Source organism: Williamwhitmania taraxaci, from assembly GCF_900096565.1.
Classification (GTDB): domain Bacteria; phylum Bacteroidota; class Bacteroidia; order Bacteroidales; family Williamwhitmaniaceae; genus Williamwhitmania; species Williamwhitmania taraxaci.
Genome location: NZ_FMYP01000013.1, coordinates 13,528 through 37,901, shown reverse-complemented (window position 1 = coordinate 37,901; position 24,374 = coordinate 13,528). Strand labels below are relative to the sequence as shown.

The 24,374-nt window shown below is 40.8% G+C and carries 15 protein-coding genes; 6 read left to right on the top strand and 9 right to left on the bottom strand.

Features of this window, described 5'->3' with window-relative positions:
* Positions 1–170: 170 nt before the first annotated feature.
* The 3 genes from BLS65_RS05180 to BLS65_RS05170 all read right to left on the bottom strand — a co-directional run bounded on the left by BLS65_RS05180 (position 171) and on the right by BLS65_RS05170 (position 3,429).
* Complete coding sequence (locus BLS65_RS05180) at positions 171–560, bottom strand: thioesterase family protein (protein WP_092436580.1); 390 nt, start codon at positions 558–560, stop codon at positions 171–173.
* Between the two features lie 32 nt (positions 561–592).
* Positions 593–1,789, bottom strand: a complete 1,197-nt coding sequence (locus BLS65_RS05175) for an FprA family A-type flavoprotein (RefSeq protein ID WP_092436578.1) — start codon at positions 1,787–1,789, stop codon at positions 593–595.
* A 248-nt stretch (positions 1,790–2,037) separates the two neighbouring features.
* The gene (locus BLS65_RS05170; protein ID WP_212590500.1) at positions 2,038–3,429 is read right to left on the bottom strand and encodes an alpha-amylase family glycosyl hydrolase; all 1,392 of its coding nucleotides are present in this window, start codon (positions 3,427–3,429) and stop codon (positions 2,038–2,040) included.
* Positions 3,430–3,596: 167 nt separating this feature from the next.
* Between BLS65_RS05170 and BLS65_RS05165 the strand changes: the two genes are divergently transcribed.
* Entirely contained in the window at positions 3,597–4,691 is a 1,095-nt protein-coding gene (locus BLS65_RS05165) for a 6-phosphofructokinase (protein WP_092436573.1), read from the top strand.
* Positions 4,692–4,744: 53 nt separating this feature from the next.
* Here BLS65_RS05165 and BLS65_RS05160 read toward each other — a convergent pair whose 3' ends face one another.
* The 6 genes from BLS65_RS05160 to BLS65_RS05135 form a co-directional block, all read right to left on the bottom strand.
* The gene (locus BLS65_RS05160; RefSeq protein ID WP_244500663.1) at positions 4,745–6,598 is read right to left on the bottom strand and encodes a glycoside hydrolase family 13 protein; all 1,854 of its coding nucleotides are present in this window, start codon (positions 6,596–6,598) and stop codon (positions 4,745–4,747) included.
* 95 nt (positions 6,599–6,693) lie between these two features.
* On the bottom strand, positions 6,694–7,770 hold the full coding sequence (gene fbaA, locus BLS65_RS05155) for a class II fructose-bisphosphate aldolase (RefSeq protein WP_212590499.1): 1,077 nt from the start codon (positions 7,768–7,770) through the stop codon (positions 6,694–6,696).
* An 85-nt stretch (positions 7,771–7,855) separates the two neighbouring features.
* Positions 7,856–10,171 (bottom strand): family 65 glycosyl hydrolase domain-containing protein, encoded by a 2,316-nt coding sequence (locus tag BLS65_RS05150; RefSeq protein ID WP_092436571.1) that lies wholly within the window; start codon positions 10,169–10,171, stop codon positions 7,856–7,858.
* Between the two features lie 20 nt (positions 10,172–10,191).
* A complete protein-coding gene (gene pgmB / locus BLS65_RS05145) occupies positions 10,192–10,836 on the bottom strand; it encodes a beta-phosphoglucomutase (RefSeq protein ID WP_092436568.1) in 645 nt (214 codons plus the stop codon).
* A gap of 20 nt (positions 10,837–10,856) precedes the next feature.
* On the bottom strand, positions 10,857–12,179 hold the full coding sequence (locus tag BLS65_RS05140) for an MFS transporter (protein ID WP_092436566.1): 1,323 nt from the start codon (positions 12,177–12,179) through the stop codon (positions 10,857–10,859).
* Between the two features lie 537 nt (positions 12,180–12,716).
* The gene (locus tag BLS65_RS05135) at positions 12,717–13,736 is read right to left on the bottom strand and encodes a LacI family DNA-binding transcriptional regulator (RefSeq protein WP_092436564.1); all 1,020 of its coding nucleotides are present in this window, start codon (positions 13,734–13,736) and stop codon (positions 12,717–12,719) included.
* A 263-nt stretch (positions 13,737–13,999) separates the two neighbouring features.
* On the opposite strand from BLS65_RS05135, the gene BLS65_RS05130 reads away from it, so the two are divergent.
* From BLS65_RS05130 to BLS65_RS05110, 5 genes are all read left to right on the top strand, one after another.
* Positions 14,000–16,948, top strand: coding sequence for a SusC/RagA family TonB-linked outer membrane protein (locus BLS65_RS05130; RefSeq protein ID WP_092436562.1), 2,949 nt, complete (start codon positions 14,000–14,002; stop codon positions 16,946–16,948).
* A 23-nt stretch (positions 16,949–16,971) separates the two neighbouring features.
* Positions 16,972–18,606 (top strand): RagB/SusD family nutrient uptake outer membrane protein, encoded by a 1,635-nt coding sequence (locus BLS65_RS05125; RefSeq protein WP_092436560.1) that lies wholly within the window; start codon positions 16,972–16,974, stop codon positions 18,604–18,606.
* A 19-nt stretch (positions 18,607–18,625) separates the two neighbouring features.
* Complete coding sequence (locus BLS65_RS05120; RefSeq protein ID WP_092436558.1) at positions 18,626–19,633, top strand: SusE domain-containing protein; 1,008 nt, start codon at positions 18,626–18,628, stop codon at positions 19,631–19,633.
* Between the two features lie 139 nt (positions 19,634–19,772).
* Entirely contained in the window at positions 19,773–21,293 is a 1,521-nt protein-coding gene (locus BLS65_RS05115; RefSeq protein WP_092436556.1) for a cadherin repeat domain-containing protein, read from the top strand.
* 198 nt (positions 21,294–21,491) lie between these two features.
* On the top strand, positions 21,492–24,299 hold the full coding sequence (locus tag BLS65_RS05110; protein WP_170830005.1) for an alpha-amylase family glycosyl hydrolase: 2,808 nt from the start codon (positions 21,492–21,494) through the stop codon (positions 24,297–24,299).
* Positions 24,300–24,374 lie beyond the last annotated feature (75 nt).

The window sequence follows — 24,374 nt, the reverse complement described above, 5'->3', positions numbered from 1 at the left end:
TCTGTAAAAACAAGGTCTTAAGATAGGAATATTAGGTAGATATTGCCCATAATTATCAAACTTTTCGAAAAGGTTACTTCGCTATCCTCCAAATTGCTTAAAATTGATTAGAAAAAGAAAAGGGCAAGGAATGAATTCCTTACCCTTTTGAAAGACTTTTCCGCTTGTTGTTATTTTTTGAGTTTTTCCATGAATTTCTCAATATTTATAATGTATCGGCTGTGAGTTCCTTTTCCAATCAGGCCTTCCTCGTCGCTTGCCACAACTTCAAAATCAAGTTTTCGACCATCAACCTTAGTAAGGGTTGCCATACATTTCACAACTTTGCCCATTGGGGTTGCCTTTACATGAGAAACAGAGATATCTACCCCAACACTACTAAAGCCTTCGGGTAGATACGGCAGCACTGCATTTAAGCAGGCATTTTCCATGAGTGCAACCATCGCTGGAGTAGCAAAAACCTCCACCAGTCCCGAACCGTATTTACTGGCAGTATCGTTAGCCGTAACAGTTTGGGTAGATTCGAAGGTTATTCCATGGGGTATAATAATATCTGCCATAAACCAACTTTATTTTAAATTTTCCATTACACCTATTTTCTAAGTGCTTTCAGCTTTACAGCCATACCTTCGGCTAGTAATTTACAATTGGCAAGCTTTTCGTCGTTGGGCATCCCAAAAATATCGGCAGGTTGTGCAGCCATTTCCCATCCAATGTTTTCAGCAAATTTGGTGAGATTCTTTACTCCTCCTCCATTCCAGCTGTAGGAGCCAAACAACCCAAGCAAGTGATCTTTTACGCCCATATGTTCAAGTTCTCGAGTTAGGTTCTCCATCAATGGAAACATTTCAGAATTATAAGCACAGCTGCCAAGCATTACTCCCTTATACTTCCATATTTCATTGATTAAATGCGAAATATGTGTTCTTGAAACATCAAAAACACGAATATTCGTTATCCCATTTTCAACAAGCTGGCGCGCAATATAATCGGCAACCTCTTCAGTATTTCCATACATTGAAGCATAGATGATAACAACCCCTTCCTCCGTTTGATACTTGCTCCATTTATCATAAAGTCCAAGAACCTTTTGCGGATCGGTGCGCCAAACTGGCCCATGGGTTGGGCAAATGGCTTTAACCGGAACGCCTTCTAGTTTCTTGAACGCTTTTTGAACCATATTGCAATACTTACCTACGATATTGGAGAAGTACCGACGCATTTCATCTTCATAGTAGGCGAAGTTGATTTCGTCATCGAAAACGCCACCATCCAAAGTGCCAAAAGATCCAAATGCATCACCCGAAAACAAAACTGCATCAGTCTGGTCGTAGGTCATCATAGTTTCTGGCCAATGAACCCATGGGGTCATCACAAATTTTAGTTTATGATATCCAAGATCCAAAGTGTCACCGTCATCAACAATATGGAGGTTGTCCTTGATTCCCCAGTAGGCCTCAATAATCTTAAAAGTTTTAAGATTTCCAACAATCTTAACACCAGGATACTTGTCAATAATTGCCTTAATTTCGCCGGAATGATCTGGCTCCATATGGTTGATAATAAGGAAATCGAGCCTTCTCCCGTTGAGCATTGCATCAACTTTCGATACAAAATCACCGCCGGAACGCAATTCGACAGTATCAACTAAAGCAGTCATATTGTCGAGAATGAGGTAGCAATTGTAGGCAACGCCCTTATCCAATGGCCACATATTTTCGAAAAGGAATTTCCTCCGATCGTTAATACCTAGCCAATATACTTTCCCTGTAACTTTTAAAGGATTCATGGTGAAATATTTTTGTTGTTACTATTACCTTACCAATACTTTCCGTCGCAAAAATAAGCAAAGCTAGGATGAATCCATTGGTTATACAAAAATAATACGTCGATAATTGGACCATAGGTTTCGTGCCAATCTTCTGTATTCAAACCAGAGAAAGACATTTGACTATACAGACAATAGCAGAATAGACTTAGTGAAATAATAAAGGGGATACAAATTTGTATCCCCAATTATAAAGAAGAGAGTAGCGATTATTTTTTTACAAAAATTGAAAAGCCCCATGGCTCAAAGGTGAACTCTTTAGTTGATTCGAGTTTAACTTCTTTACCGAGAAGCCAATCCATATAGTTTCCTGCAAGAACTTCGTTTTCAAGAGTTACCGTTTGTTTTTCCTTACTAAAGTTAAATACTGCAAGCACCTTGCCACCTTCATTCTCGCGGGTGAATGCATAAACAAATGGATTCTTGGATTTGATACGGAACATATCCGCCCCCTTTTCACCATTCATTAAGGCTGAATTAGTTGATTTTAACTCAACCATTTTCTTATAAAAAGGAGTCCAAGGGCTTTCATTCCATAAAATTGTATCCTTCTCAAAGAACAGGAGACGTTTACTTAGGCCAACTTCTTGTCCACTATAAATAAGAGGCATTCCCGGTACTACAAAAGAAAAGACACCCATTGCTTTAACGGCGGCGCCCATTCTTTCAAACTCTGTTCCATTCCAGCTGTTTTCGTCGTGGTTGGTAATGAATACCATCCGGAATGCATTCTTTGGAAATCGCACTAGTTCCTTTTGAAAGAATGAATCCAATTTTGCAACGGAATCTTTACCTTGAGCAATTGTATTCATCAAGTGGTGTAGGTCCCAAGAATAGGTCATATCGAAAGCATATTCCTGCAAATCGGGTTGTTCCGCTTCGGCAAGCATAAATACAGGTTTGATTTTATCCAATTCGGCACGAGCTTTGTTCCAAAATGGTGTTGGGACCATTCCTGCAACATCACAACGGAATCCATCCACATCGGCCTCAGTAATCCAATATTTCATGGCACCAATCATATAGTCGTGCAATTCTGGTTTTGAGTAATCGAGTTGGGCTACGTCTGTCCAATCAAATGGTGCTAATATTTTCCCAGTAGAATCTTGCTTAAACCATTCGGGATGTTGACCGATAAGTGCGTTGTCGCGAGATGTATGGTTCGCAACCCAATCGAGAATTACTTTCATGCCGTTGTCATGAAATGTTTTCACAAGGTCTTTAAACTCTTCCATAGTCCCAAACTCAGGGTTAATTGCCATGTAATCTTTCACAGCATAGTAACTGCCGAGCGAACCCTTTCTCTCTTTTTCACCAATTGGGTATATTGGCATAAGCCATATAATCTTAACTCCAAGATCTTTTATTTGGGGTATTCGGGTTTTCAACTCTGTAAAAGTTCCCGATGGTGTATATTGTCGAACATTCACCTCGTAGATGGTGGCATTGTCCGACCACTCTGGGTGAACAATTTGAAACTTTTCGGCAGGTTGTTTGTTCTCATTACCATTGCAGGAAGTAAGGGCAATAGCAGAAGCGATCAAAAGCGCCAAAATAAAGCTCGTAAAATACAAGCGCAATCGTTTTAACATTGAGGTCATAGCTATAATTATTAAAGTTACAAAACTTATTATCAGTTATTTACAAATATAAAAAATAAAATTTAGTTTCCCATTTCATCATACATTTCGAACAAAAAGCTATTTTTGTATAGTGGTAAATTTCGCTAAATGTAAGATAAAACGTTAATTACAAATATATTAACATCATGAAAAGAGTTTTAGTTGCTACCGGAGGAGGCGATTGTCCGGGATTAAATGCGGTAATAAGGGGTATAGTAAAGCGGGCAGCCCAAGAACAAGACTGGGAGGTAATTGGCAGCATTCAATCATTTGATGGTATTCTGCGCGAACCAACAGAAATAAGAGTACTCGATGAGAGAGCTGTTGCTGGCATTCACGTTCAAGGCGGTACACTTATCGGTACAACCAACAAAGGTGGTCCTTTTGCTTGGCCTGTAAAAAACAGTGATGGTACTTGGTCGGCAGTTGATCGCTCCGACGAAATGATAAGAAAACTTCAATACCTAGGAGTCGACGCTGTTATTAGTATTGGCGGTGACGGTTCACAAGAAATAAGCCAAAGATTATACGAAAAGGGGCTAAATGTAATTGGCGTTCCTAAAACGATTGACAACGATCTTTCTGCAACAGATTTTACTTTTGGATTCCAAACAGCCGTTCAAATTGCAACTGATGCCGTTGATAAGTTAGTAACCACTGCTGCAAGTCATAACCGGGTATTGATTCTCGAGGTTATGGGACGTAATGCAGGTTGGATTGCACTACACGCTGCTGTTGCTGGTGGAGCGGACGTTTGCTTGATTCCAGAAATACCATACAACCTTGATAAGGTGTTAGAGCGATTGAATGGCCGTTTCTCAAAGGGAAAAGGATTTGCAATTGTTGTAATTGCTGAAGGAGCGAAACCTGTTGGAGGCGATATCACTTCCGAAAAATCAGACGAGGTGGGCTATGCAAACCTTCGAATGGGCGGAGTTGCTTCCAAACTAATGAAGGATCTAAAAATGGCTGGTTTCGAAGCAGATATGCGTGAAACTGTACTGGGTCACCTTCAACGTGGAGGTATCCCAAATGCTTACGATCGAGTTCTTGCGACTCAGTTCGGTGTAAAAGCCTTTGAGATGGTTTTGGAGGAAAACTTCGGAACAATGGTTGCCTATCGACATCCAGACATTATTTCGGTTCCCCTTATTGAAGCCATAAACCGACCAAATTTTGTGGAGCCAACCTGTTCCTTGGTTGTTACTGCAAAAGGGGTTGGAATTAGTTTTGGAGATTAATTCTAGCAAAATAAAAAAAGCGGCGTAAGCCGCTTTTTTTATTTCCATACATTCTAGTTCTCAAGTAGAATTACTTTGGAACTTCGCGCTGGAAGCATCACTGTTTTAGTAATATCCAACGTTTCCTTTTTTAGAATATCGAAGCCTTTGGCTGTATTGTTTAATACCTCATTAAAACGCTTCATTCCCAATTCTACATCCTTGTCACTTGCATTTAACACTACCATTACTGTCTGCTGAGCATGAACTCGAAAATACACGTAAACATTCTCTTCGGGAACAAACTGAATTAAGCTACCCTTAGTTAAGGCTGGTGATTCTTTACGCCACTTTGCCAGTTTTGAAAAAAAAGTATATGCTTCATTCTGTATTTGGGTTCTACCTTCAGGCAAAAATGCATTGGCCGTATCCGAAGGCCATCCACCGGGGAAGTCCTTCCTTAAGTTTCCATCTCCATTAGCCTTATCTGCGGCCATCAGTATCTCATTTCCATAGTAGAACTGAGGAATACCTCTAGTTGTTAGCAGAAAGGTCATAACCATTTTATACTTGTTTATGTCTACTGCCTCGTTTGTTTTAAACAATCGGCTAAGATCATGATTATCTGCAAATACCATAATATTATTAGTATTTGCATACAGGAAATCTTGGGAGATAATATCATATAGGCGAATTAGACCGGTATCCCAACTTGCTGGCTCATCAAATGCTTTTTCGATAGCACCCATCAACGGAAAATCCATCACGGTTGGTAAATTTGAATTATAACCGCGAGCAGTTGGTGAATTCATCTGCCAGTACGAAACCCAAGCCGGTTGATTCATCCAAACCTCTCCTACGATGTTAAGGTTCGGGTATTCCAGCATTAACTTTTGCCCCCAAATGGACATAAAATCGGCATCGGGATAAGGATGTGTATCCATTCTGATGCCATCAATTCCCGAAAATTCTATCCACCAAATGCTATTCTGAACTAGATAATCGGCAAGTAACGGATTTCTTTGATTTAGGTCGGGCATGGAAGGAACAAACCATCCGTTAGCCATCTTTTTAATATCCGATTTTGCAGCATGAGGATCGGAAATCGAAGCAGCACGGAAACTCGAGTTTGTATATTCAGGCCACTGGTTCAACCAATCCTTGGAGGGCAAATCTTTAATCCACCAGTGTTGGCTGCCACAGTGATTAAAAACCATGTCCTTAATAACTTTAATTCCATTTGAGTGGAACTTGTCTACCATGCCTTTATAATCAGCATTCGATCCAAATCGGGAATCAGTTTTGTAGTAATCGGTTATAGCGTAGCCATGATAGGAGGAGTTATCCATATTATTCTCATCCATAGGGTTAAACCAAACTGCAGTTACCCCAAGATTTTTGATATAGTCAATGTTCTTTTCAATACCCTTTATATCTCCACCATGTCGGGCATATTGGTCTTTTCGGTCTACAGTATCCTTGTAATTAGGTAGTTTATCATTTTTCAAATCACCATTAGCGAACCTGTCAGGCATAATAAGGTATACAACATCTTCACTGCTAAAGCCTTTCCTTTCAGCCGATCCTTCAATGCGCGCTTTCAACTCATACGTTACGGAAGAAACCTGTTTTCCATTTTTGGTGAAGGAGATCTTCAACATTCCCGGTTTGGCCTCTGGCATAATCCCTAAATAGAGGAAGATGTAATTTGGATTTTCGGGCTTCACTTCTTTTCGAACAGAGACACCCGGATATGAGATAGATGCTGAAGTAGTGGCAATCCCTTTTCCATAGATTACGAGTTGAAGGCTACCATCCTTCATTCCAGTCCACCAAAAGGGAGGATCGATTCGCTCTGGTTTCTGTGCAAATAGGCTTGCCATACTCAGCACAACCAATGAGAATAGTAAGAAAGATTTTTTTGTCATGGTTCATAATTTTTTATGAAAAAGGGTTGGTCCGAATATGCTTTCGGCAACCAACCCTTCGTCGTTGTTATTATGTTTTGGTGCCCGAAGGGCAATTACTTATTTCGACCTACTGCATTTAAGTCTTCAAATGCCTCTTTAAGACGTGCCACCATCTCCTTTTCGCCCTCACGTAGCCAAACACGAGGATCGTAAAACTTTTTATTTGGAGAATCGGTTCCTTCAGGATTTCCAATTTGACCTTGAAGGTAGTCCTTCTTTGCTATTGAGAATTTACGGATGCCGTCCCAGTATGCCCATTGCATATCGGTATCAAGGTTCATCTTCACAACTCCGTATGAAATTGCTTCGGAGATAAGGTGTTTTTCGGAACCCGAACCACCGTGGAAAACAAAATCAACTGGCTTTGCTGTGGTTTTATATGCTTTTTGAATAAACTCTTGGGAATCCCGCAGAATCTTGGGATTCAAAACAACGTTACCCGGTTTATAAACGCCGTGTACGTTTCCAAAAGAAGCGGCGATGGTAAAGTTTGGGCTAATTTTGCTCAACTCTTCATACGCATAGGCAACTTCTTCGGGTTGAGTATACAACTTGGAGCTGTCAACATTGGAATTGTCGACACCATCCTCTTCCCCACCGGTGATACCCAATTCGAGTTCGAGGGTCATGCCCATCTTACTCATACGGGTAAGATACTTTTTACATATTTCTATATTCTCTGTCAAAGGTTCTTCGGAGAGATCGAGCATGTGTGAACTGAACAAAGGGGAACCTGTTCTTTTAAAATGCTCCTCGCCAGCATCTAGCAAGCCATCAATCCAAGGTAAAAGTTTCTTTGCTGCGTGATCGGTATGAAGAATTACAGTAACACCATAAGCTTTAGCTAGGGTATGTACATGAAGAGCACCGGCAATTGCGCCAAGAATGCTTGCATTTTGGCCATCGTTAGAAATGCTTTTGCCAGCAAAAAAGGCTGCACCGCTATTCGAAAACTGCACAATTACTGGAGTATTTACTAGGCGGGCTGTTTCAAGAACAGCATTTATGGTGTTTGTACCGGTGACATTAACGGCTGGAAGTGCAAATTGGTTAGCTTTTGCAAAGGCGAAAATTTCTTGAACGGTTTTGCCCGTTACAACACCAATTGGGAAACGATTGTTGCTCATCATAATAATAGTTTATTGAATATTTTGTTCTCATGCAAAGATAAAGAAAAGCGATGAGAGGAAAAACCTCTCATCGCTAAACAAACTATTATTTGGATAGTTCAGCAACAATATTGCTATTCTTTGCAACTGTGTAAGGTTTTCCATACACCATGATTTGGCTGTCGGGCCCATGTTCATTGAATACCATGACTTCCTCGGTGGTTACTCGAATGCGGAGTGCCGTTCCACGATGCACAATTCGGAACGAATAGGCATTCCAACCCTGGGGTATACTTGGCGTAAAACCAACTTTACCATCAACCACACGCATGCCACCAAAGCCTTCTACAATTGACAACCAGGTGCCGGCCATGCTGGTAATATGAAGACCTTCTCGAACTTCCTTATTGTAGTCGTCAAGGTCAAGACGTGCAGTTCTAAGATAAAGTTCGTAAGCTTGGTCGGTCTTGCCTATTTTGGAAGCAAGAATTGAGTGAACGCAAGGGGACAGAGAGGACTCATGCACCGTTCTCGATTCGTAGAATTCGTAGTTGCGCCGAATGGTCTCGATATCAAATCGATTCTCTAAAAAATAAATTCCCTGCAGAACATCGGCTTGCTTAATATAGCAGGAGCGAAGAATTCTATCCCATGACCATTTTTGGTTCAAAGGCCGGTTTTTAATATCCAGATCCTTTACCAGAATTTGTTCCTTATCCATGTATCCATCTTGCTGAAGGAAAATCTTCAATTTCTCCTCGGTTGGATAATACATGTTCTTAATAATATCTTGCCATTTGCCGACTTCCTTCTTATCATCGAAGGCCGTTTTGGTAATGATCTCCTTATAGCGTGCAATGTTGGTCTCTTTAACCTTCTGCAGTGCCTCAATGGTATACTCCAAGCACCAGCACGCTATAGTATTGGTATACCAGTTGTTATTTACATTGTTTTCGTACTCATTGGGACCAGTTACGCCAAGCATTACATACTTTCCCTTTGCTTCGGAGAAAGTAATCCGTTGAGCCCAGAAGCGGCTAATTCCCATGAGCACTTCAAGCCCTTTATCGGCAAGGTAGGATTCATGACCGGTATAGCGGATGTAGCTGTTAATGGCAAACGCAATGGCGCCATTGCGGTGAATTTCCTCAAAGGTGATCTCCCACTCGTTATGGCACTCTTCCCCATTCATGGTAACCATTGGGTAAAGCGCAGCACCGTCAGTAAAGCCTAGTTTTTCGGCATTTTCAATGGCCCTTTGGAGGTGGTTGTATCGATACACCAGCAAATTTTTTGCTACCTCTTCGCCAGCAGTGGCCATATAAAAAGGTAGGCAATATGCTTCGGTATCCCAATAAGTGCTTCCGCCATATTTTTCGCCGGTAAACCCTTTTGGTCCGATGTTAAAGCGTGCATCTTTCCCAGTATAGGTATGATTGAGCTGAAGTATATTGAAGCGGATACCTTGCTGTGCGGCAACGTCACCCTCAATTACAATATCGCTGTGCTCCCACTTTTGAGCCCACTCGTTTATATGATCTTTGAGTATTGCATGAAAACCCTTACTGTTTGCATCTTGCAATTTCTTACGAGCAACCTGCATCAGGTCCGAAACCTTGTGGTCGAGAGAGGTTACAACCGTTGCATACTTATAAACAACAATCTCTTCATCGCTATTGGCATTTAGAATCACTTTGTTTCCTAGAAGAAGGTCTTCTTCAACTAAATGTGCCTTTGTTGTTAGCTTATTGCCTCCAGCAAAAACGTCAAAGAGCATTCCGGTGCAAATATTGAAATCGAGTTTCTTCGTTTTCGATGTAATATATGCCTCGTGATGGTAGCAGGAACCATCGGTTTTCTCCCAAAACTTCTCATTATAGTTAGAATCCTCATTTTCAACATCCGCATCAATGTAGGGAAGGATTTCTAAGCTTACGCTTTGGTTCAATGGTGTGATTGAATACCGAATAAGACCCAGTTCATGTTCGGTAATACTTAAAAAACGTGTAGACTTCACGTGTAACTGAATACCCGATTGCATAGCCACGGTAAACTCCCGTTCAAGTACCGATTGCTTCATGTTCAGCTCTCTGCGGAATTCAAGAATCTTACAGGTAGCCAAATCGAGCATCTCACCATCAACCTTAACGTCGATGCCGATCCAACTCGGTGCATTAATCACTTTTGCGAAATATTCAGGGTAGCCATTTTTCCACCAGCCCACTCTTGTTTTATCAGGGTAATAAATACCGGCGATGTAGTGACCTTGCAACGTGACGCCCGAATACTTCTCCTCAAAGTTGGCACGTTGGCCCATATGTCCGTTCCCGATGCTAAAAAGGCTTTCGGAGTCCCTACTCTTTTCGGGATGAAATCCTTCTTCAACAATACTCCATTCGTCGTGCTTCAGATAGGTGCTCATACAAATATTTTTTTGAAGTCTTAAAACTTAATTAGTTCGATGTTTGCATTTTCAAATCCAGGTACTACCTTATCGGCACGGCCCAAAATCTCTGGCGATCCAATTCCGATACATTTCATTCCGGCAGCCAATGCCGCTTCTATGCCAGCAGCAGCATCCTCAAAAACCACACAATTGGTTGGGTTTTCATTTAGTTCCTGTGCTGCCAATAGAAATACTTGAGGATCGGGTTTCGCTTTAAGTGCCTTATTTCCATCAATTACGGCATCAAAGAAGGATTGAAGTTGAACGCGCTCAAGGATCAACATTGCATTTTTACTGGCTGATCCGAGTGAAATTTTAATACCCTTTTCGCGCAGCATCGTCAAGAAACTTATCACCCCGGGAAGAATCTCATCAGGAGTCATTTTATAGATATACTCCAAATACCACTCGTTCTTTCTAGCAGCCATAACTACCTTTTCCGCATTGGAATAGGTAAGTCCACCAACTTCCAGTAAAATATCAAGCGAGGTCATGCGACTAACCCCTTTTAATCGTTCGTTATGCTCAATGGAGAATTCAAAGCCCAGCTCATTGGCTAAGCGGTTCCATGCGAGATAGTGGTACTTTGCAGTATCCACAATCACTCCGTCGAGATCAAATATGCAAGCCTTTATTATCATTGGTAACAAAATTGCGATGGTTATCTTATTTCGTTTTTGTCGTGTACAAAGAATACTCCAATAGCCGCAAATACCATGGATAAGCCGGCAACACCAAGCATGAATATCGCTTGCCCTCCAAGAAGGGCAAGGATAACTCCGCCTAAAAGACCAGCTGCTATTTGTGGAATAGTTATGGATGCATTAAAAATACCCATGTAAACACCCATCTTGCTTGCAGGAAGTGATGAAGAAAGGATGGCATATGGCATTGCTAAAATTGCAGCCCATGAAATACCTACTCCCGCCATTGCAAAAATCAGCATATATTGGTCTTTTATAAAAATCATCGATAAAAGGCTTAAACCACCTAATAATAAGGAATAGCGATAAGTATTCTTTCGACCAATAATTCGGGCAATACGTGGCATGAGCATTGAGAAACCAGCTGCGAAGGCGCTATAGCAGGCAAATATTACACCTGTCCAGTTTCCAGCAGCATTAAATGCGGCGGAGGTTGAATCGGTTGGAACTACTCCCCATACATTCTGGGCAATTCCACTGGTAGTATACACCCACATTAAAAACAAAGAGAACCAAGAGAAAAACTGGACAATAGACAGCCGCCACATGGTTTCTGGAATATCTTTTAGTAGCGTTAGAAAGGATGTGTGCTTCTTTTCTTCAGCAGTGATATTATTAAGTTCCTCATACTCTTTTGGCGGAAATTCCTTAGTAGTGAAGGATGTCCAGAGAACTGTTATAAGCAAAATAGCACCCCCAATGTAGAAAGCCCATATTACAGTTGGTGCTACTTTTGCACCTTCTGCCGGAATATTCGACACACCAATATAGGTGAGTAAAAATGGAAGAATCGACCCTAAAACAGCTCCCGTATTAATGAGAAAACTCTGAACCGAATAACCAATGTTGCGCTGATCGTCGTTAACCATATCGCCCACCAATGCTCGGAATGGCTGCATCGTTACATTAAACGATGTGTCCATGAATAGAAGCATGACGGCACCAAATATTAAGGGTGGAAATAGGTAGGTGAAAAATTCCGAGTTCGGCATGAAAAACATGGCGAGGGCTGAGGCAATGGCTCCACCAAGAATAAATGGCACGCGTCGGCCCAACCGAGTCCAGGTCTTATCGCTTGACAGACCAATAATAGGCTGGACGAGCAATCCCGCAAGTGGTGCGGCTAACCAGAAATAACTTAAATGGCCTACATCCGCACCTAAGGAAGAGAGAATACGGCTGGTATTACCATTTTGCAGGGAATAACCAATTTGAACGCCAAGGAAGCCAAAGGAGAGATTCCAAATTTGCCAAAAACTGAGGTGTGGTTTTTTAGCCATACTACTATGCGTTTAGTTGTTTGAAAGGTTAGATGCCAGATTTGCAAACTATTGCAAAATATCATATCCCAATGCACGCCCATCAATGGCGAACTTAGGTTGTGGGTATTTCTGCGGATATTGCTTACAACTCTTTCTCAAAAATATGAAAAAGAACCGAATTAACACACCTATCCAGAGCAGAACCACTTAAATATGAGGAGATTTAAGGCATTCAATCCCATATCTAAATCGATTGCGGATAGAGTAAAAAAAAATAAAAAAATCTTAATATTCAGTTAACAAATGACCTTGAACGCTATATTTCGCAAGCATTAATGCCTATTTTGATCCGCAATTTCTTGTAAATTGAGCATTAGGGGACATGGAAACGATCCAATAAAATTTGCTATTTGCTCGCTTGATAACCATTAGGATAAAACCAAGCCTAATGCAGCACGATTATTAGTACAGCAGGTAGTGCATACGGAAACGGGCCCACTAAATGTGAGCCCGCTAACAACACCTTTATATAATAGGCGAAATTCAGAATAGCGATTACACCCTTAATGAGCTGTTTCTCTGAACTAATTCGGCCTGCAAAACCTCTGAGACAATTTCAGTATTTTCTTCGATACTACTGAGCCGTTTATGGAGCATTTCCATGGCACGAATACCCATCTCTTTGCCAGGTTGTCGAATTGTGGTAAGAGTAGGATAAATCATTTTCGCAATATCATCATCCCCATATCCTACAACAGCCATATCGTCTGGAACAAGTTTGCCTAACAATTTGAGCGATTGAATAACCCCAGCAGCCGTAAAATCGTTTACGGTAAATACCGCATCGAATTGCAAACCGCTGCTTACCAATTCCGGCATTTTTTCGAGTGCCTTATCAAATGTATCGCACGAAACAACAAGCTTCTCATCAAATGGGATATGATTGTTCTCCAATGCCTGCAAATATCCTTTTAGTCGTTTTCGACCAATAAGCCTTGTTTGTGGTCCGGCAAGGTGAAGGATACGTTTATGTCCACCATCAATTAGATGCTGAACGGCCTTAAGGGCACCTTGAAAATCGTCAATAACAACGCTATCGCTTTTGAAATCGTCAGGAATCCGATCGAAGAACACGATCTCAATCCCCTCCTCCTTAAACTGGCGGAAGTGGTCATACTTCACTGTCTCTTTCGAAATAGAGATTAGTAGCCCATCAATTCGACCATCGGCTAAGGCGGCCATCGCTTCAACCTCTTTATCGAAAAGTTCATTCGATTGTGCGATCATCACACTATATCCGTATTTTGTAGCCACCTCATCAATTCCGCTGATCACTGAAGAGAAAAAGTAGTGTACTATTTGGGGAATAATTACCCCCACCACATTACTCTTTCGATTCTTCAGACTTAGGGCAATCGCATTCGGTTTATATTTCAATCTATCTGCCAGTTCCTTCACAACCCTACGAGTTTCCTCGCTAATATCAGGATGATCTTTCAGGGCGCGTGAAACAGTGGATGGCGATACGCCTAATTCGCGAGCTATGTCCTTGATTGTTACTGGATGTGGCTTCATATGAACTTTATTGGTAATATTCAAATGTAATTAGATTAATGGAAAGGTCAAAATAGGTGTTAATTCTAAATAAAATGACAAACGTCATTCCAATAAAGATCAATTTGCAATCGATTGCGGTTTCGTTTGCATTGATTTACACGGCATAAGGTATTAACTTCACATATAAAATACGTTAACTTTACCTAAATTGAGCAGCGCAAAATCTAAAAAAGAATTATAAACAAAAAATTATTGTTTTACCTAAGCCTAATGTAAGTATTATGAAGCACCTCTTCACACTTGTAGGACGAATGCTATTAGTTAGCATCATTCTATGCTCAGGGGGCCTGGCTTATGCTCAAGACCTATCTGTCTCGGGTAAAGTCACCGATGCCTCGAACGGTTCAACCATGGTTGGAGCAACCGTTTATGTAAAAGGAACCAGCAATGGTACCGCCACTGATCTAGATGGTAACTACACAATTAGCGTTGCCAGTCAGAACACGCTGGTATTTTCGAGTATTGGTTACACTACGCAGGAAGTAGTGGTTACCGGTAATATTATTAATGTTGTGCTAAAACCCGCAACAGAGCAAATCGATGAGGTTGTAGTTATCGGTTATGGTACAGTAAAGAAATCTGATGCAACAGGATCAGTTGTTGCAGTAAGTTCGGACCGATTCAACAAGGGTGCCATTACTTCTGCGCAAGATCTATTAGTTGGCAAAAGTGCTGGTGTTGTAATTACAAATGCTGGCGGAGCTCCCGGAAGTGGCTCAACTATTAGGATTCGTGGAGGTTCTTCGTTGAATGCTTCAAATGATCCTTTGATTGTTGTTGATGGTGTTGCCATCTCAAACGAAAACGTTTCGGGAAGCAGCAACTTCCTCTCCTTTATTAACCCAAACGATATTGAAACCTTCACGGTACTTAAAGATGCTTCGGCAACTGCTATTTACGGGTCTCGTGCATCGAATGGTGTTATTATAATTACCACTAAAAAAGGTAAAGTAGGAAGTGCATTTTCTGTAAGATACGATGGCAATACATCGATATCTAGCGCAATCGAATTTTTAGATGTGTATTCCGCTGACGAAATAAGGAAGATCGCATTCGACAAGCAAGATCTTTTTGGTGTTAGCAGCTTTACCCGCCTTGGAAATAGTTCGACCAATTGGCAGAAGGAAATTTTCCGCACTGCTATTTCACAAGATCACAACGTAAGTGTAACGGGTGCCTATAAAACATTACCTTATCGTGTATCTGTTGGATATACCGATCAGAATGGTATTATGAAAAACACCGACCTACAAAGGACAACAGGATCGATTAATTTGGATCCTAGTTTTCTTGATGGTAGCCTTAAAGTTTCGGTTAACGCCAAAGGAATGTATACCAAAAATAATTTTGGTGATGCAGGAGCATTAGGATCAGCTGTAAATATGGATCCAACCAAACCAATTAAAGATGGCAATGCCGTTTCTGACGGATATTTTCAGTGGGCAAACTACGGTTCTAGCCTTGGCACATCTAATCCTGTAGAACAGTTAATGGCTGCAGATAATAAATCAGAAGTGTCTCGTTTTGTTGGAAATGCTCAGATTGATTATAAACTTCCATTTATTGAAGGGTTAAAGGCCAACCTAAATGTGGCGACAGACTTCACTAAATCGGACGGTTATAACAATCGACCAATAACATCTCCAACCGGACTAACTGGTGGCTACTTAGGACGATTGAGCGATTACAATGCAAAAAGTTATAATAACCTTCTCGATTTTTACTTCAACTATAATAAAGACTTAACTGAAGTATCGAGCAAGTTAGATTTAACAGCAGGTTACTCATGGCAACACTTCAAACGTGAAGGTGGTTCTTATACCGATGGTGTAATACCTAACAGTAATGCTCCAGTTACAACTTCATACATTTCTGAAAACTATCTCGTTTCATTTTTTGGACGATTGAACTATACCTTCATGGATCGGTATTTGTTTACCGCAACCCTTCGTAACGACGGTTCATCTCGCTTTGCAGGTTCCAATCAGTGGGGTCTTTTCCCTGCAGCAGCTCTTGCTTGGAAAATTAAGGACGAGACGTTCCTAAAGGATGTAAAGGTTGTTTCTGAAATGAAACTTAGATTGGGATGGGGTGTCACTGGACAACAAGATATTGGAAGCGATTATCCATCTCAGTCAGTATTCATCGCCTCATCTCCAGGATCGTTTTATCTCATCGATGGAGAATATATCCCTACATTGCGCCCTGGTGCATCCGACCCAAATATTAAATGGGAAGAAACAACAACCCAGAACATTGGTTTAGATTTTGGGTTCGTAAACGACCGTATTTCTGGATCTATCGACGTATACAAGCGCAAGACCAAAGATCTATTAACCATTGTTCCAATACCTACAGGAAGCAATAACTCAAATAGACTCTTCACTAATGTTGGTAGTCTTGAAAACAGTGGTGTTGAATTATCAATTAACACCCGACCTATTTCTAAAAAGGACGTGTCGTTGGAGTTAGGGTTTAATGTTACTTATAACAAAAATAAGGTTACTAAATTGCTGATGAGCGATGATCCAAACTTTCCAGGTATTCTTGAGGGTGATGCATTTACAGGGATTAAGCAAGTTGTAAAGGTTGGTTACCCTGCTCACTCATTTTACTTAAATCAGCAAGTTTACGATGCCAACGGCAATCCAATTGAAGGTTTGTATGTTGATCTTTCAGGTCAAGGCGGAGTTGTTAGCGGAGATAATGCAGACAGATACATTTCAAAGAGCCCATCACCGGATTACCTACTAGGATTCTCGGCACGATTTACTTACAAGAATTTTGACTTCTCCGGATCGGCTCGCGCAAGCATTGGCAACTACGTTTACAACCTTGTATCAGCAGGTGCTTCTTACGACCAAATGTTTCAGCTTAACTACTGGAAGAATTTTACAAGACAATTGAATGAGACCCAATTTGTAAAGCGTCAGTTCTCGAGCGATCACTTTGTTGAAGATGCTTCGTTCTTCAAACTTGACAACTTAAGTGCAGGTTACAACTTCGACAATTTTTATGGTAAAACGACTGCTCGTATTAGTTTCACCGTTCAAAACGTGCTTACAATTACGAAGTATTCTGGCCTCGACCCAGAAGTGTCCGGTGGTATTGACAATAACTTTTACCCAAGACCTAGAACATTTATGCTTGGTTTAAGCCTAAAGTTTTAACATTTACAAGGAGGAAATAAAATATGAAAACTAGAAATATAATTCTTGGAATTGTTCTTTCAACACTCATGGTAACATCGTGTGTGAAAGACCTTGATATAACACCGAAGGACCCCAATACCATATTATCAGGAAACCTCGGAGACGATCCAGTATATACAAAACAATTTTTAGCTAAATTGTATGCTAGCTTTATTATCTCGGGCCAAGGATCAAATGGTGGCGATGATATTGCTGCATCGGATGGTAACTTTTTTACCACTGTGCGTGCACTTTGGAACGTTCAGGAAATCACTACGGATGAGGCAATATGTGCCTGGGGTGACATTGGTATTTCCGATTTGAATACTCAAACTTGGAGCGCCACTAATCCATTCTTAACAGCGCTATACCAACGTTTAGGTTTATCAATTACGTATGCAAACCAGTTTATAGGTGCTACAAATGGCAGCACGGATCCTACAATAATTCGCTATAATGCTGAGGCTAGATTTTTAAGAGCGTTGGCTTATACATACTATATGGATCTATTTGCTAACCCACCTTTTACAACTGAGGCCGATGGTGTTGGTAAATTCTTTCCTAAACAAACTGATCGCGTAACATTATTCAACTACATTGTTGCTGAACTAACAGATATTGAAGACAAACTCTCTGAGCCAGGTTCAAGTTCCGCTCAAGCTAATAAAGCTGCAGCATGGATGCTTTTAGCACGTGTTTATCTTAATGCTGGAGTATATACCGGAACTCCACAATGGGAAAATTGCAAAATCTATTGTGACAAGGTAATTAATTCAGGCAACTACTCTTTAGCTTCGAATTATCGCCAAAATTTTAGCGCTGATAACGACAGAAGCACTAATCCTGAAATGATTTTTGCCTATGCTCAAGATGGTGTAAATATCCAAGGCTATGTTGGAACTACCTTTATTATTGAATCATCAAGCGATGCTAGATACATTAAAGCTGAGGATTTCCATGGATTAACCAACAATACCAACTGGAATGGCAACAGGGCAAGAAAGCAATTTATGAACGTTTTAGTTGACACACTTGCCACTTACGGCAACATTGCTGTGCCAGCCAATGATACACTCTTTAAAATATCGAAAGACACCCGTGTATTAATTAAGATGAAGAAGAGCATGGATATACCTAGTCCTTCTTCGAGCGGCGATTATGGCATTGGAGTATATAAGTTTACTGCAACTAATGCTGACGGAACTCAAGCCGCTACCTATAATTCAGCATATGCTAGTACTGATTTTCCTGTTTTCCGCCTTGCTGATGCATATTTGATGAGAGCTGAGGCAAATTTCAACGGTGCCACAGGTGGTGCAAGTGAGGCGCTGGCTGATGTAAACTACATTAGAGACAGAGCATTTCATGCAGGTGCATTTGGTGCAAATCCAGCAAATCGCATTGCCGCTGTAACAGCCAAAGCGTTGCTCGACGAACGTGGACGTGAATTCTACTATGAGGCTCAACGTCGTACCGACCTAATTCGTTTCGGACAATTTACAAACGGAACTTATGTATGGGCTTGGAAAGGTGGCGTAGCCAACGGAACTAGCACAAGTTCGCATTTAAACATCTTCCCTATTCCAGGCGAAGAAGTTTCTGCAAACCCGAACATCAAACAGAACACTGGTTACTAATCTTTAAAACTCAGAAGAAATGAACAAGCTATTATATATTATGTCCATTGGAATGCTGGGGCTTCTATTCTCCTGTGAGAAGGATGAATCGAAGGCAACCATGCTAGAGAATCCTATCGTGCCAACGTTTCAAACAATTCCGGATCTTACGCTTACCCGTGCTGCTGGAACAAACACATTGAAGTTTGTTGGTACACTCTTAAATCCTGGTTATAATGCCTCAGCGAAATACTTTTTAGAGGCTTGCCCTAAGGGAAATAACTTCGTGAATACTGCTGCTATTCTTTCAGATGTTCAAGACACAAGCATGCTAATCACCGTTAGTGATTTGAATAGCATTTTGTTGAAGAAATTTCCAGGAGATCAAGTTTCGGAAGCGGATTTAAGAATCCGTGCAGTAATGGTTGTCGATGGTGGTACTGGAAGCAAAACTTTCGAGTATACTTCAGAAACTAAAACGGTTAATGTAACACTTTATGGCTTACCTCGTCTTGATTTCATAACAGGTGGTGTCGTTGTTGGAAAAGTTGAATCGGCTTTAGGAAATGGTGTCTATGCTGGTTTTGTTAAGTTCGACAATACAAAGACCTATACTTTAAAGGATCCTGATGCAAACAAGACCTATGGGGGAAATTCTGGTATCCTTTCAGAAAATGGCTCTGCAATTTCTATAAACGATAATGGATGGAACAAGGTTAATGCTGATGTTAATGGATTAACCTACGCTGTTGCACAGTATCGAATTGGACTTGTAGGCTCGGCTAGTCCTAATGGATGGGATTCACCTGATTCACCTATGGATTACGATGCAGCTACCGGAACTTGGCAAATCACTGTTGATCTCATTGTCGGCGAAATAAAATTCAGAAAAAATGATGGTTGGGCTTGGAACCTTGGAGGTACTGCCAGCAGTTTGGTTCACAACGGAGCAAACATTGCTGTAAGTGCTGCCGGTAATTATACCATTACACTTACTATCACAAATGATGTAGGTGAACTTGGTTCTTTTACGATTGTTAAAAACTAATTTTTCAAGCCTTCCCTTAAAGGGAAGGCTTGAAATTCAAAATTTAAGTTTTTTTTGAAAGAGTCTTAAGAGTGACGATCTCATAAAAATCATCATTACTCACAAGGTAATTTCAGTTAACATTTTAAAAAACTGTTCCATGAAAAAAATATTATTACGATCGCTTACATCCTTTTTTGCGGTTACAATGCTATTTGTTGCTTGTACAAAGGAGGATAAGGATGTTACGCTAGAATCAAAACTCGCAACCTCCGAAACCACTAAAATCTTTAATACCTCTGCCACTGTTATCGGCTTTGTAGTTTCAACGGGAAGTGGTATAAGTGAAAAAGGTGTTTGTTACAGTACTTCACCAGAACCTACGATAGCTGGAGACAAAGTAATATTTACAGCAGATTCTGTTATTACAGCAACTTTTGAGGTTACTCTTACAGGATTGGATTTTGCCACCAAATACTATGCGCGTGCGTATGCAATAACTGTTGGTGGTGTTTTATATGGTGAAGAACTGTCTTTTACAACTTTACCAAATGTACCAACTGTTACTACCGCTGTTTTTACGGCTATGTCTGGAACAACAGCCCAAGGTGGCGGTGAAGTTAGCGACGACGGTCGTGGAGCAATAACTCAACGCGGGGTTTGCTATAGTGTTCTACCAAATCCTACACTTGAGCATTGCAAAGACAGTATTACTTCCGATGGTAAAGCAGTTGGAACATTTACAAGTTCTATCTCCAAACTAAAACAGAAAACGAAGTATTATGTTAAAGCTTTTGCAACAAACAGCGGCGGTACAGGTTACGGCACAGAGGTTTCCTTTACTACACCTGCTTCTATTGTAAAATTGTATGCGGCCGGTGCTTTCCAAGGTTGGGATCCTGCTGCTGCTAAAGATTCCTTAATGAACACTGAAACCGACCCAATTGTAAGAGGTTTTATTTACTTCCCTGCTGCCGGTGAATTCAAATTTGTTGCGCAAAAAAGCTGGACAGGAACAGCTTATGGTTTGGGAAGTGCGGCTGGGATACTTAGCACTGCTGCTGATGCCGGTAATTTGAGCGTTCCTTCGGCTGGATACTATCAATTTGCAATAGACATGATCAACATGACCTATACTGCAATCAAAACTGATTGGGGTATAATCGGCAGTGGTACTGCAGGTGGCTGGGATTCCGATCAAAACATGACTTACAGTGCATTCTTCAGAAGTTGGTTTGCCACTATTCCATTAACTGCTGGAGAAATTAAATTCAGAGCTAATGATGGCTGGGATATCAACTTTGGTGGCCCTGACGGAAAACTAACTGCAGGAGGCGATAATATTGCCGTATCTACAGCGGGTACTTATAGTGTTATGATGAATCTATCCTCGCCTAACAATTACAAATATTCTGTTACTCAATGGGGTATTATTGGTAGTGCTACTGCAGGTGGCTGGGATTCTGATCAAAACATGACGCCAAACGCAAACAACACCTGGACAATAACTGCTAACCTGACTGTTGGTGAGTTTAAGTTCAGAGCAAATGATGGCTGGGATATTAATCTAGGCGGTACTCCATCAAATATATCATGGGGTGGCGATAACATAGTAGTATCCACAGCAGGAACGTATACAATTACGTTAGATCTTGTAAATGGAACATATACTATTCTATAGTATCGATAAAATGTAATTTTGAAAAAGAAGTTACCCAATTTGGGTAACTTCTTTTTCTATAATATTGGGTAACTAAATATGTTATTCCATTTCACCTAACTTTTTTACACTTAATACGTTTTTGGAAGATAGGTAATCATTTCCTCCGATAAAATGAATGCTAAATATGGTAACGTTTCAACCAAATCATTTTCAAAAATGAAGACCATCCTAACTAAAGTAATTGCAATAACTGTTTTTTTATTTTGGATGAGCAGTACATTGCTATCTCAAGTCATTACCGTAACTCCTACCCTACCCACAGCCACCGATCAGGTTGTTGTTACCTTTGATGCAACCCTAGGTAATGCTGCATTAAAAGATTTTGCCGGCGATATCTATGCTCACACGGGCGTAAATGTCGATGGTATTGAACAGTGGGCCTATGTAATTGGAGCTTGGGGCGTCAATACCGCGCAACCCAAACTCACCCGCTCCGGTTCAAATCCCAATCTTTATACCCTAACTATTTCTCCATCAATCAGGGAGTTCTACAAAGTTCCTGCCGAAAAAAAAATCACAAAACTCTGCTTTGTATTTAGAAGTGCTGACGGTTCAAAGCAGACCAGCCCCGATATTCTATATAACGTTTATGAGCCAGGGCTTTCGCTTACCCTCTCGAATCCACTAAAAGATCAACCAATTTACGAACTTAATTCAGCTGTAGCCATTGAGGCCTCTGCCAATAACTCTACTTCATTAAGCATATTTATCGACAATATTCAAGTAAATACAACCACTAATGCTACTATTAGCTACAGCTATCCTGCGTCGGCCTATGGCAATCACTGGATAAAAGCGGTAGCTTCAGATGCGACTTCAACGCTCGCCGACTCTGTTAATATTATTGTCCGTCCTGCCGTTATTACAGAAGAACTTCCTGCCGGAGTTAAGCCCGGCATCAACTATATCGATAATACTACCGTAACTCTCGTTCTAAAAGATCCGGCTGCAAAAAAGAGCTATGCCTTTGCTTTTGGCGATTTTAGTGACTGGCTAATTAAAGCTGATTACTATATGAAGCGCACATCCGATGGCAAATACTACTGGATAACGCTTTCAGGGTTAGATCCTAACAAAGAGTATGGTTTCCAATATAATGTGGATGGAAATATAACCATCGCCGATCCTTACTCCGAAAAGTTGCTCGATCCCTGGAGCGATCAGTATATTGTAGATTCAACGTATTCAGGATTGAAGCAATACCCAGTTGGGAAAACCACTGGAATAGTTTCGATATTCAAAACCGGTCAGCAGCCATACCCTTGGCAAGTCACAAACTTTTCGAATCCCGACAAATCAAAGCTGATTATCTATGAGCTACTAGTTCGGGACTTTACACACGCTCATTCCTATGCCCGTGTTGCCGATTCAATTGCCTACTTCAAACGTCTAGGCGTTAACGTAATTGAATTAATGCCTATAAACGAATTCGATGGGAACTTATCGTGGGGTTATAACCCTAGTTTTTACTTTGCCCCTGATAAGTATTACGGACCCGCAAATGAGTTGAAGCGATTAGTTGATGTTGCACACCAGAACGGCATTGCCGTAGTTTTGGATCTCGTGCTTAATCACTCATATGGGCAATCACCATTCTTAAAACTTTACTTCGATAAAAACACGAATAAACCAACTGTTGATAATCCATGGTATAATGTTCAATCGAACTTTACTAACCCCGATGCGCAGTGGGGATACGACTTTAATCATGAGAGCATCGAAACTCAAGCATTAGTGGATAGTATTAGTAGATTCTGGATGTCGGAATACAAAGTCGATGGCTTTCGATTCGACTTTACCAAAGGGTTCAGTAACACTCCTCACACAAGCAGCGACCCTTGGGGAGGTCAATATGATGCTGCCCGTATTACCATACTCGAGCGCATGGCAAACAAAATTTGGGAGTATAAATCTGATGCTTACGTGATTGCCGAACATCTATCAGATAATGCAGAAGAAACCGTGCTTGCAAACCATGGCTTAATGCTTTGGGGTAATTTGAATGGGAGTTATTTAGATGCAGGAATGGGCTTTATACCAAACTCTAACTTCTCTGGAATATCCTACAAGAGCCGTGGTTGGAATAACCCAAACCTAATCGGGTATATGGAAAGTCACGACGAAGAGCGAAGTATGTATAAGAACCTGACCTCTGGAAATTCGGACGGTGCCTATAGTGTAAAGAATTTGAAGACAGCATTAAACCGTTCAAAACTAACCTCTCTATTTCTTATCCCGGTACCAGGTCCAAAAATGATTTGGCAATTTGGTGAGGTTGGTTATGATTTTTCCATCGATTTAAATGGAAGAACGGGTGAAAAGCCTATCCGGTGGGACTATATGAATAACGCCGATCGCAGTTTGCTATTCTCTCACTACGCTACCCTCAATAAGCTGAAACGTGAGTATGCTCCATTCTCAGGTACAGACTTTACAACTTCCTTTTCCGGAGTCATTAAAACTATGAGATTAACTTCAGGAGCAGAAACAGCAGTAATTATCGGCAACTTTGATGTAAAATCAATGGTTACTACAGTTTCCTTCCCTACAACCGGAAAATGGTATGAATTCTTTAGCCAGGATTCAGTAACAATTACATCCACAGATTTAAACCTAACCCTTGGAGCTGGGGCCTATCGGATGTTCACCAACACTAGACTAATCCAAAAAGACACCTACACTTCCACACCAATAATTCAGGCCGATAACAGTGGTGTTTGGTTAAATGTATATCCGAATCCATCCAACGGTTCAAGTATCAATATCCTTGCAGGAAGTAAGGTTCCAACTGAAGCTGAAGTTTCCGTGTATAGCTTGTCCGGCCAAAAACTCGCTACCCTATTCACTGGAACAATAATAGATCAGGAGTTAATCCAAGTCCAGAATAATTACAGAGCGGGTATTTATATCATTTCTGTAAAGACAAAGACTACCACGCTATCGCAGAAGCTAGTTATTTTCTAATATTTTTCGAATAAAAAAGAAGCCGGCATATACTAGCCGGCTTTTTTTTTACTTTTGTGCTCTGCAAACTATCTT